Source organism: Ilumatobacter sp. (genome assembly GCF_041688325.1).
Classification (GTDB): domain Bacteria; phylum Actinomycetota; class Acidimicrobiia; order Acidimicrobiales; family Ilumatobacteraceae; genus Ilumatobacter_A.
This window is the reverse complement of sequence record NZ_JBDNIJ010000116.1, coordinates 19940-29430: the sequence shown is the minus strand read 5'-3', so window position 1 is coordinate 29430 and position 9491 is coordinate 19940. Positions and strand designations below refer to the sequence as shown.

The window sequence follows — 9491 nt, the reverse complement described above, 5'->3', positions numbered from 1 at the left end:
CTACCTGGCGCTGAGCATCTGGTCGAGGAGCTCGTCTTGCTTCTGTTCCAGTTCGGCGATCTCGGTGATCATGCGTGAACGATGCTTTGACATGTTCTCGAAGTTGCCCTGAGCCGATCGAGCGTCGAAAGACGACGACGCTGTCTCGGCCACCATGGCCCGAATTGCCTGGTCGTCAGCGTCTTCGCCGAGGTACAGCAACTGCTCTTCGACAACCGCGAGTTCGCCGCGCAAGCCCTTCAGCCGTGTCCCTGTTTTCGCGAGCCGCCGCTCCAAAGATCGCATACCCATGCCGCAAGGCACTGTAGTCAACTCAGGCGCCGTCAGCGTCTCGACGAGGGAACCCCAACGCCGCTGCCATCAGCGTGCTGGTGGCGCGAACTGTCGAGCGGAGTTCGGCGCACGCATCTTCGCCAATGGCGGTGTACGGCAGCACTCCGAGTTCATCGGTGCGATCTTCGATCCACTGACGACCTTCGCGGCCAACGCCGGTAAAGGCTCCGTCGGCATCGAGCCAGCCGCGGACCTGCAGCGATTCGATCGCTCCGTTCCAGTCGTCGTCGGTGCGTTGGCGCGAGCTCTTCAGCACTTTGCCAGAGATCTCACCCATCGCGGCATGGGTGACCAGCGCTTCGCAGCCCGTCAGGCCCTGCGCCGTGAGTGCGGCGAGGTGCCCGTCGCCGCGAAATTCACGCAGCAAGGTCTGTGCGTGCCAGAGCACGAGATGGGGTTCGTCAGGCCACGCCAGCGACACGTGGCCAGCGAAAAGCGGGCGGCCTTCCGGATGTTCGCATGCGGCCTCGGCGGCCCGTCGTGCAATCGCTGCGGCCGGAGCGAGCCCGCTGATGGTGTCGCCCGCAAGTCGCCGGATCATCCGATCGGCGGCGGTGAATCGTGCAGCTATCAACTGAGCGGGCGATGCTGTTTCCCAGGCGCCGGCCATCGACCGGTCGACGAGCGACGGGTCGAAGTTGTAGAAGGTCGCTTTGACCACCTCGGCCGACACAGCTCCCATCGGGGCACTCCGCGACGGGAAATAGCCACTCATCCAGTTGCCGAAACCGATCGCCGCATACTCCTCGGCCGCTTCGGGCACGAAGTAAATCGCGGAGTGGATGGGTTCGGCCGTGCGCCAGGTACGGCGTCCGATGAGTGGGTCCATCGCTGCACTGTGGCAGAACGTCAGAACAATTAAGAACTTGCGTGCCCCAACTCGGACTCGAACCGAGACTGGACGGTGTTTGAGACCGTTGCCTCTGCCAATTGGGCTACTGGGGCGTGCGCAGCGAGGGTAACGCGGTCCCGAATAGTTCAGACACCTCCATGACAACGTTCCCTCGAGCTGAGTTGCCGACGGAGCATCCAAGACCAAATCGGACGGGTGTCCTGTGGGAAGATGACAATCGCTGGATGCTTTCGTTGTTACTCACGGGTAGCCGCGCGAACGCCGAGAAGCCGTCTAGCCTCGCCCCAATGCTCGCATTCACGTTCCCCGGCCAGGGGTCGCAACGGCCCGGAATGGGGCGCCCATGGCAGGGTCACGAGAGTTGGGAACTGGTCGACGAAGCCTCAGAGGTCGCCGGTCGTGATGTTGGTGCATTGTTGTGTGACGCCGACGCCGACGAGTTGAAAGACACCCGCAACGCGCAACTCGCCACGTTCGTGTCGAGCCTCATGGTGCTCGATGCTGCTGAACGACTCGGGATTGAGCCCAGCTTTTGTGCCGGTCACTCGCTCGGCGAATACACCGCCCTCACCGCTACCGGTGCGCTCGGTTTTGACGACGGCGTTCGGTTGGTCTGCGCTCGGGCAGCCGCGATGCACGACGCCGGCCTCGAACGGCCCGGCACGATGGCAGCGGTCCACGGCCTCGACGACGAACACGTTGACGTCGCGTGTCGCCGCGCCGACTCTGATGTGTGGGTCGCCAACTACAACGCCCCCGGCCAAGTCGTGATCGCTGGCTCGCCTGAGGGCGTCGAAGCCGCAAGCGTCCATGCGAAGGACCTTGGCGCAAAACGCGTCATGACCCTCCCGGTCTCCGGCGCGTTCCACACACCCTTCATGACCGCAGCCCGCGATCGACTCCGGGCTGCCCTCGCCGAAGCGCAGCCTCGCGACACCGACATCCCCGTTGTGTCAAACGTCGATGCAACCGCCCACGACCGCGGCGACGAGTGGGCCAGCCTGCTCTCTGCCCAGCTATCGAGCCCAGTTCGCTGGAAGCAGAGCCTGCTGACCCTCTCCGATGCGGGCGTCATTGACTTTGCCGAACTCGGCCCCGGCGGCGTGCTCACCGGCATGGCCAAGCGGACGGTCAAAGACGCGCGAACCATCTCGGTCGCCACTCCTGAGGACCTCGACAAACTGCTCGAATGGGTCACCGCTGGCTCCCCCACGGGCGGCGCGCAACTCGACGGCGAACATCTCTTCGCCACCGAGCGCATCGTGGTCAGCCCCGCCGCTGGCATTTTCACACTCCTCGGGAATCTGTCCGAGGGTTCGCCAATCGAAGTCGGCACGATCATTGGTCACGTCGCCGAACAGGAAGTCCGCTCGCCGTTTGCCGGACTACTCCAGAGCTACATCGCTGTCGACACCGAGCGAGTCACTGCTCGCCAACCCATCGCCTGGCTCCGCACGAGCTGAAGCCAATCGGGAGGAAACACCCATGCCAGCAACACGCGAAGGCGTACGCGGCGCCGTCATCACCGGATGGGGCTCCGCCCTGCCCGAAAAGGTTCTGACGAACCACGACCTCGAAAAAATGTTCGACACCGATCACGACTGGATCGTCGATCGCAGCGGCATCCATCAGCGGCATGTGGGCGGACTCACGAGCGCACTGTCGATCGAATCCGGCCGCCAAGCACTCGAAATGTCCGGCGTCGACCTCGCCGACATCGATGCTCTGGTGCTCGCCACCACGACACCTGACCGCGCTGTTCCGGCAACCGCATCAACCGTCCAGCACGCGCTTGGCTTACGATGCGGCGCGTTCGACCTCAACGCGGCCTGCTCCGGATGGGTATACGGCCTCATCAACGCCCACGGTCTCATTGCGATGGGCGCCGAGAAGGTGCTGTTGATCGGCACCGACACGCTCTCCAACATCACCGACTGGACCGATCGCGGAACGGCAATCCTTTTCGCCGACGGGTCGGCCGCCTCGGTGATCGAAGCCGTCGACGGGCCCGGCCAAATGCTCGGTTGGGACCTCGACAGCGACGGCAGCGCCGAAAAATATCTCTACGCCGAACTCGGTGGAAACCTACTGATGGAAGGCCGCGAGGTCTTCCGGCGCGCCGTGCGCATCATGGTCGACTCGGCCACCAAATCAATGAAGCATGCTGGTGTGTCGATCGATGACATCGCCCTTGTCGTCCCCCACCAGGCCAACATCCGCATCATCTCGGCGTCCATGGATCGACTCGGCCTGTCGATGGACAAGGCCGCCATCGTCCTGGATCGCACTGGCAACACGTCGTCAGCCTCGATCCCCCTCGCCCTTAACGACGCGCTCGACAATGGCCGCATCAGCGATGGCGATCTCGTCCTCTTTGTCGGCTTCGGGGCGGGCATGTCAGCGGCAAGCGCGATCGTCCGCTGGACCACCACCGCACAGGAGCACACGAAATGAGCGACCCTTCACCTGCTGCACCCGCTGCAGGACGCATCGTGCTCATCACCGGGGGTTCGCGTGGTATCGGCCTTGCATGCGCCGAACGGTTCGCTGCCCAGGGCGACCGCGTTGCGGTCACCTACAACTCCTCTCCGCCGCCCGAAGGATTCTTCGGCGTCAAGTGCAACGTCACGTCGACCGAAGAAGTCGACGCCGCGTTCACCGCCGTCGAAGAACATTTCGGTGGTTCTGTCGAAGTGCTCGTCTCGAACGCCGGCGTCACGAAAGATGGCCTGCTTCTGCGCATGAGCGAAGACGACTTCGCATCCGTCCTCGACGCGAACCTCACTGCCTCGTACCGCGTTGCCAAGCGGGCCGCAAAGGGCATGTTGAAGGCACGCAGCGGACGCATCATCTTGATGTCATCGGTTGTCGGCATGCTTGGCTCGGCAGGCCAGTCCAACTACTCGGCATCGAAGGCCGGCCTCGTCGGCTTCGCCCGCTCGCTCGCTCGCGAACTCGGTTCACGATCGATCACGGTCAACGTCGTCGCTCCCGGCCCTGTCGAAACAGACATGACCGCTGCGCTCACCGCCGATCAACTCGCGAATATCACCGCCGCCGTCCCGCTTCGACGCATGGCCCAAGCTGCCGAAATCGCAGGTGCCGTTGCATTCCTTTCTGGCCCTGACGCCGCCTACATAACGGGCGCTGTCGTGCCCGTCGACGGTGGCCTCGGAATGGGTCACTGACCACGCCATGGTCAGAAGCCGCTTGTGACCAGGTCACACCTCTAGAATCTCAAATCAACACCCAACCAAATGGAGACCCCGCAATGAATGAAGAACTGTTCGCCCGTTTCCGCAAGTGCGCCGTCGAGGTGCTCTCGGTCGAAGAATCCGCAGTCGTCATGGACGCCAAGTTCGGCGACGACCTCGATGCCGACAGCCTCGACCTCGTCGAGCTCGTTATGGCGCTCGAAGAAGAATTCGACATCTCTGTGCCCGAGGAAGACCTCGAAGGCGTCGAGACCGTCAAAAACGCCTACGACCTCGTCACCGGCAAGCTCTGATGGCAGGCGACCGTCGGGTCGCCGTCACTGGTCTGGGTGTCGTTGCTCCGGCCGGCATCGGGGCCAAAGATTTTTGGGCCGGTTTGAACGGCCCGTCCGCGCGCCAGGGCCAGACCATTGTGTTCGAAGATTGGGACCCGTCCCCCTACTTCGACAGTCCCAAGCAGTCGCGCCGCGCCGACCGTGTCGAGCAGTTCGCGCTCGCTGCGGCTGGCCAAGCCTTCGATGACGTCGGAGGCGTTGACGCCATCGGCATCGACGCAAGCCGGTTCGGCACGATCTTCGCCACCGGTGTCGGTGGACTCCACACGCTCGAAGAGCAGATCGCCATTCGCATTGCCAAGGGCGAGCGACGCGTGTCGCCATTTCTCGTGCCGATGATGATGTCGAACGCGCCGGGCGCATCGATCTCGATGCGCTACGGACTCCGCGGCCAGAGCGAAACCATCGTCACCGCATGTGCGGCGGGCAGCCATGCCATCAACTACGCCGCTCGCCTTATCAAGTGGGGCATTCTCGACGCAGCCGTCACCGGCGGCTCCGAAGCAGCGGGCACACCGACCGGCATTGCCGGTTTCGCCAACATGACCGCCCTGTCGACTGCCGGCATCAGCCGCCCCTTCGACGCAGACCGCGACGGATTCGTCATGGGCGAAGGTTCAGCGGTCTTCATTCTCGAAGAGTGGTCCGCTGCCGAGGCACGCGGCGCCAACATCATCGGCGAGATTCTCGGTGGAGCAAGCAACGCCGACGCACACCACATCACCGCACCTGCACCCGGCGGAGTCGGCGCAATCGCCTGCATCGAGCAGGCCCTGGCCGAGTCAGGTCTCCTGCCCGCAGACATCAAGCAGGTCAACGCACACGGCACGTCCACGCCACTCAACGACGCTGCTGAAGCCGCTGCGCTCTCGCACGTGTTCGGTGACCGAGGGGTCCCAGTCGTATCGACCAAGGGCATCACTGGCCACGCGCTCGGAGCCGCTGGCGCCCTCGAAGCCGCCGCAGCGCTGCTGTCGATCGAGCACCGTTTGATCCCACCGACCGCCAACACGGTCAATCTCGATCCTCGGATGACCATCGATCTCGTGCACGGCGAAGGTCGCGTCTGGGAGCCTGGGCCCGTGCTGAGCACGAACTTCGGGTTTGGTGGGCATAACGGGGCTGTCGTCATCGCTCCGGCCTGACGCAGCGCTCGGTCTTCCCACTCCGGCTCACGGGTCCTGTCGTCATCTCTCCTGCCTGACGCAGCGCTCGGCTCCCATTCCGGCTCACGGGTCCTGTCACCGGCAATCGATCGGGCTGCGACTCCTCGTGCCTCGTCGACGGTCCCTCTTCGATCCCCGGCGCCACCCGTTCTCCTCTCCGCTCGGCCGTTCGCAGCTTTCAGATGCGCCGAGTGATGACTCTCTCTGGCGGGATCGCGGGCTCTTTCGCTGCTATCTGTCGGCGAAGACGAACATGAGATCGCAGCTGGTGGCCAATTCGCCGTTGACGGTGACCTTGCCGTTGCCTTTGCCGGCTCTGGCTGACATGCGGCCGAGTTCGACCTCGATGAGCAACTCGTCGCCGGGGACGACCTGTCGGCGGAAGCGGGCCTTGTCGAGGCCGCCGAAGAGAGGAAGCTTGGTGGAGTAGTCGGGATGGGCGAGGACGGCGCAAGCGCCAACCTGGGCGATCGACTCGCACATCATGACGCCCGGCAGCGTTGGGCGGCCCGGAAAGTGACCCGGAAAGAAGTACTCGTCACCCGTGAGGCGCCAAATGCCACTGGCCGAGACGCCCGGGTCGATAGCGATCAGCTCATCGACCAACAAGAATGGTGGGCGGTGCGGCAGCAGGTCGATCGGGCGGGGCAGGTCGCTCATGAGGGCATTCTGCCCGTCAGCGGCGTCTGCGTGATGGTTTTGGCTGCAATGGGAGCCATTTTCATCACACAAACGCCCAACGGGCGTCAAAACGTTGCCCAGGCGCGATGATGCCCGGCTCGCAAGCGAACCGGGCATCAATCAGTACTCAGCTGTTCGGAGGATCAGCCAAGCAGAGCAGCTGCGTCCACATCCGGCGGGAGAAGAACTGCATCGATGGCGTGGATGACGCCGTTGCTTGCCGCAACGTCGGCGATGATCACGTTGGCGCCGTTGACGGTCACGCCATCAGCGGTCGACAGTGCGACGGTCTGACCTTCGACAGTGGCGACGTCACCGTCGGTCACGTCAGCAGCAAACACTTCACCCGAAACAACGTGGTACGTGAGGATCTTCACGAGCACGTCGTTGTTCTCCGGGAGCAGGAGTGCGGCGACCAGACCTTCAGGCAATGCGGCGAACGCATCGTCAGTCGGAGCAAAGACCGTGAACGGGCCTTCACCCGAGAGGGTCTCGGCAAGATCAGCTGCGGTGACGGCCGCAACGAGCGTCTGGAAGCTGCCATTGCCGACAGCGACGTCGACGATGGTGCCAACTTCGGCAGCTTCTTCTTCGGCCGGAGCGTCGGTCTCGACCGGTGCCTCGGTCTCGACAGGTGCTTCAGCTTCAGGCTCGGCCGGAGCAAGCAGAGCAGCTGCGTCCACGTCCGGCGGCAGAAGGACAGCGTCGATGGCGTGGATGACGCCGTTGCTTGCCGCAACGTCGGCGATGATCACGTTGGCGCCATTGACGGTCACGCCATCAGCGGTCGACAGTGCGACGGTCTGACCTTCGACAGTTGCGACGTCACCGTCGGTCACGTCAGCAGCAAACACTGCACCCGAAACGACGTGGTAGGTGAGGATCTTGGCGAGCGTCGCCTTGTTCTCGGGGAGCAAGAGTGCATCGACGAGGCCTGCCGGCAATGCGGCGAACGCATCGTCAGTCGGTGCAAAGACCGTGAACGGGCCGGGGCCCGACAGGGTCTCAACAAGGCCCGCTGCGGTCACTGCTGCGACCAGGGTGTCGAAGCTGCCATTGGCCACAGCGACGTCGACGATGGTGCCGACTTCCGCGGTCACTTCGGTCTCGACCGGGGCGACGTCATTTCCGTCGCTGCCACAGGCTGCGAAGGTCATCGCGCCGACGATCAAAGCGGCGGCCAGCCGCTGAGGGGTGTGCTTCATGGGGGATCTCCTTGTGAAGATAAAATGGGGGGTGTTCACGCCGCGCCATGCGACATACCCCCTCTTCGGAGCCCCGCCCACAGGCGGATGAGACTGACGTAATAAATGTTTCAGTCGGCCCCGGGGCGACGATCCGACTCGTCCGTGGGATCACTCGTGTAGCCCGGCGGGTACGTGAGTGCGAGCTCGCCAGGGGTCGGTGATCTCGCCTCGGTGGCCTCGTCGGGAAGCTCGGCCATGATCGCTTTCATGATCCGCTTCGTGTCGGCATCGACCGACTTGCCTTTCAGGTCGACCGGCTTACCTACCCGGATCCGAACTGTCGGTGGATCGGTGAGATTGAACACCTTCGGCATCCGACTCGAGCGAGGCCACACTTTCTCGGTGCCCCACAGGCCGATCGGGATGACCGTGGCCCCGGTGTCGTGTGCGAGCTGCGCTGCACCCCAGCGACCCTTCAGCTTTGTTTCGAAGAACGCTGGGCCACGCGGGATGGTGCCCTCGGGCATGATCGACACCATCTCGCCGCCGTTGAGTGCTTCGATCGCAGCCTTCATTGGTTCGTCGGAACCGGTGCCACGGTCGACACGGATGCCACCCATTGCCGCGGCGATCGGTCCAACGATCGGAGCGTCGAACACTTCCTTCTTACCGAGAAAGCGAGCTGTGCGTCCGCTCTTACCGATTGCGATCGACAGCGCCGCGACGTCGAAATAGCTGCGGTGGTTGGCGCAGAGAATGACGGGGCCCTCAGTCGGAATGTTCTGGATGCCTGAGATGTCGAAGCGTGCGTAGGGGTACGCGGCGGGACGGGCGAACTGGAGGGCCAACCGCTGCACTTCCATACCGACGACGGGGATCTTTACGACACCGGGCGACACGTCGAGGTTGAGCGTCGGCCACCGACGCGCTGCCGCCATGAACACCATCCGCGGGTCCGGGTTGACCACGGTTGGAAAACCAACGGCGTCGAGCATCGGCGTGTCGTAAACGCTGTCGGAGTATGCGTAGCTGTCGGCCAGGTTGATGCCGCGCTCGGCGGCCCATGCCGTAATCGCTTCGAGCTTGCCGGCCGACCAGACGAACGGACCGACGAGCGTGCCGTCGTAGTTGCCATCGGCGTCGACGCCGTATCGCGTTGCGACGACGTCGTCGAGGCCGAGCTTGTCGGCGAACGGTTTGACGAGGTCGTACGGGGTAGTCGTTGCCAAAACGATCGGCCGACCGGCCTCGCGGTGAGCGGCGAACGACGCGTCGGCAAACGGCTGGACCATCGAAACAAGCCGGTCTGCTACTTGTTCGGCTGCGCCGCTAACTGCCTGCTGGGATCGGCCCTTTGCCAGGGTGACCGCTTGCCGTGCAAGCGCCATCGACGGCAGCGTCTCACCGATTGCGTTGAACAGCCCGAACAGGAACTTCTCACCAGGGAACGGTTTGGACGACAGGCCTGCCATACGCATCGCTTCAGAAAACACTTCACCAGACGCTCCCGAAAGAAGCGTGCGGTCAAGGTCGAAGAAGGCGGCGCCGTAGCCGTAGGTGCTGCTGCTGGTCACATCAGCACTCTACGAGCCCCTACAGATCAGGGCCCGAAAAACGGGAAAGACCCGGATGGGGATCCGGGTCTCTCAACCTGGGATAATCCGCTGATGGGGGATCAGCTTGTGGATTTCCCGACGAGTGGAACAATGGGGGGTGTTCTC

At 63.6% G+C, this 9491-nt stretch carries 10 protein-coding genes and 1 tRNA gene; 5 read left to right on the top strand and 6 right to left on the bottom strand.

The genetic code is table 11. The annotated features are described in order from the left end of the window. The 3 genes from ACH2EI_RS07910 to ACH2EI_RS07900 form a co-directional block, all read right to left on the bottom strand. Window positions 1-291: a hypothetical protein gene (locus ACH2EI_RS07910; RefSeq protein WP_395159641.1), complete on the bottom strand. Its 291-nt coding sequence runs from the start codon at window positions 289-291 to the stop codon at window positions 1-3. Between the two features lie 22 nt (window positions 292-313). Then, entirely contained in the window at window positions 314-1162 is an 849-nt protein-coding gene (locus ACH2EI_RS07905; protein WP_395157093.1) for a hypothetical protein, read from the bottom strand. A 42-nt stretch (window positions 1163-1204) separates the two neighbouring features. After that, window positions 1205-1278: transfer RNA gene (locus ACH2EI_RS07900), tRNA-Leu, on the bottom strand. A 195-nt stretch (window positions 1279-1473) separates the two neighbouring features. On the opposite strand from ACH2EI_RS07900, the gene fabD reads away from it, so the two are divergent. From fabD to ACH2EI_RS07875, 5 genes are all read left to right on the top strand, one after another. After that, complete coding sequence (gene fabD / locus ACH2EI_RS07895; RefSeq protein WP_395159639.1) at window positions 1474-2649, top strand: ACP S-malonyltransferase; 1176 nt, start codon at window positions 1474-1476, stop codon at window positions 2647-2649. Window positions 2650-2671: 22 nt separating this feature from the next. Continuing rightward, a complete protein-coding gene (locus tag ACH2EI_RS07890; protein ID WP_395157089.1) occupies window positions 2672-3640 on the top strand; it encodes a beta-ketoacyl-ACP synthase III in 969 nt (322 codons plus the stop codon). Continuing rightward, entirely contained in the window at window positions 3637-4374 is a 738-nt protein-coding gene (gene fabG, locus ACH2EI_RS07885; protein WP_395157087.1) for a 3-oxoacyl-ACP reductase FabG, read from the top strand. The genes ACH2EI_RS07890 and fabG overlap by 4 nt, the downstream gene beginning before the upstream one ends. An 83-nt stretch (window positions 4375-4457) precedes the next feature. Next, window positions 4458-4694 (top strand): acyl carrier protein, encoded by a 237-nt coding sequence (acpP, locus tag ACH2EI_RS07880; RefSeq protein ID WP_395157085.1) that lies wholly within the window; start codon window positions 4458-4460, stop codon window positions 4692-4694. Continuing rightward, window positions 4694-5881: a beta-ketoacyl-[acyl-carrier-protein] synthase family protein gene (locus ACH2EI_RS07875; RefSeq protein ID WP_395159637.1), complete on the top strand. Its 1188-nt coding sequence runs from the start codon at window positions 4694-4696 to the stop codon at window positions 5879-5881. The genes acpP and ACH2EI_RS07875 overlap by 1 nt, the downstream gene beginning before the upstream one ends. 252 nt (window positions 5882-6133) lie before the next feature. Here ACH2EI_RS07875 and fabZ read toward each other — a convergent pair whose 3' ends face one another. The 3 genes from fabZ to ACH2EI_RS07860 form a co-directional block, all read right to left on the bottom strand. Then, window positions 6134-6562, bottom strand: coding sequence for a 3-hydroxyacyl-ACP dehydratase FabZ (gene fabZ, locus ACH2EI_RS07870; RefSeq protein ID WP_395157081.1), 429 nt, complete (start codon window positions 6560-6562; stop codon window positions 6134-6136). 164 nt (window positions 6563-6726) lie between these two features. After that, window positions 6727-7788 (bottom strand): fasciclin domain-containing protein, encoded by a 1062-nt coding sequence (locus tag ACH2EI_RS07865; protein WP_395159635.1) that lies wholly within the window; start codon window positions 7786-7788, stop codon window positions 6727-6729. Between the two features lie 110 nt (window positions 7789-7898). Continuing rightward, on the bottom strand, window positions 7899-9344 hold the full coding sequence (locus ACH2EI_RS07860; protein WP_395157077.1) for an HAD-IB family hydrolase: 1446 nt from the start codon (window positions 9342-9344) through the stop codon (window positions 7899-7901). Window positions 9345-9491 lie beyond the last annotated feature (147 nt).

What these genes read in the sequence shown, in the direction of transcription:
- ACH2EI_RS07910 (WP_395159641.1), bottom strand. Translation starts at nt 291, where the DNA reads ATGGGTATGCGATCTTTGGAGCGGCGGCTCGCGAAAACAGGGACACGG.
- ACH2EI_RS07905 (WP_395157093.1), bottom strand. Translation starts at nt 1,162, where the DNA reads ATGGACCCACTCATCGGACGCCGTACCTGGCGCACGGCCGAACCCATC.
- fabD (WP_395159639.1), top strand. Translation starts at nt 1,474, where the DNA reads ATGCTCGCATTCACGTTCCCCGGCCAGGGGTCGCAACGGCCCGGAATG.
- ACH2EI_RS07890 (WP_395157089.1), top strand. Translation starts at nt 2,672, where the DNA reads ATGCCAGCAACACGCGAAGGCGTACGCGGCGCCGTCATCACCGGATGG.
- fabG (WP_395157087.1), top strand. Translation starts at nt 3,637, where the DNA reads ATGAGCGACCCTTCACCTGCTGCACCCGCTGCAGGACGCATCGTGCTC.
- acpP (WP_395157085.1), top strand. Translation starts at nt 4,458, where the DNA reads ATGAATGAAGAACTGTTCGCCCGTTTCCGCAAGTGCGCCGTCGAGGTG.
- ACH2EI_RS07875 (WP_395159637.1), top strand. Translation starts at nt 4,694, where the DNA reads ATGGCAGGCGACCGTCGGGTCGCCGTCACTGGTCTGGGTGTCGTTGCT.
- fabZ (WP_395157081.1), bottom strand. Translation starts at nt 6,562, where the DNA reads ATGAGCGACCTGCCCCGCCCGATCGACCTGCTGCCGCACCGCCCACCA.
- ACH2EI_RS07865 (WP_395159635.1), bottom strand. Translation starts at nt 7,788, where the DNA reads ATGAAGCACACCCCTCAGCGGCTGGCCGCCGCTTTGATCGTCGGCGCG.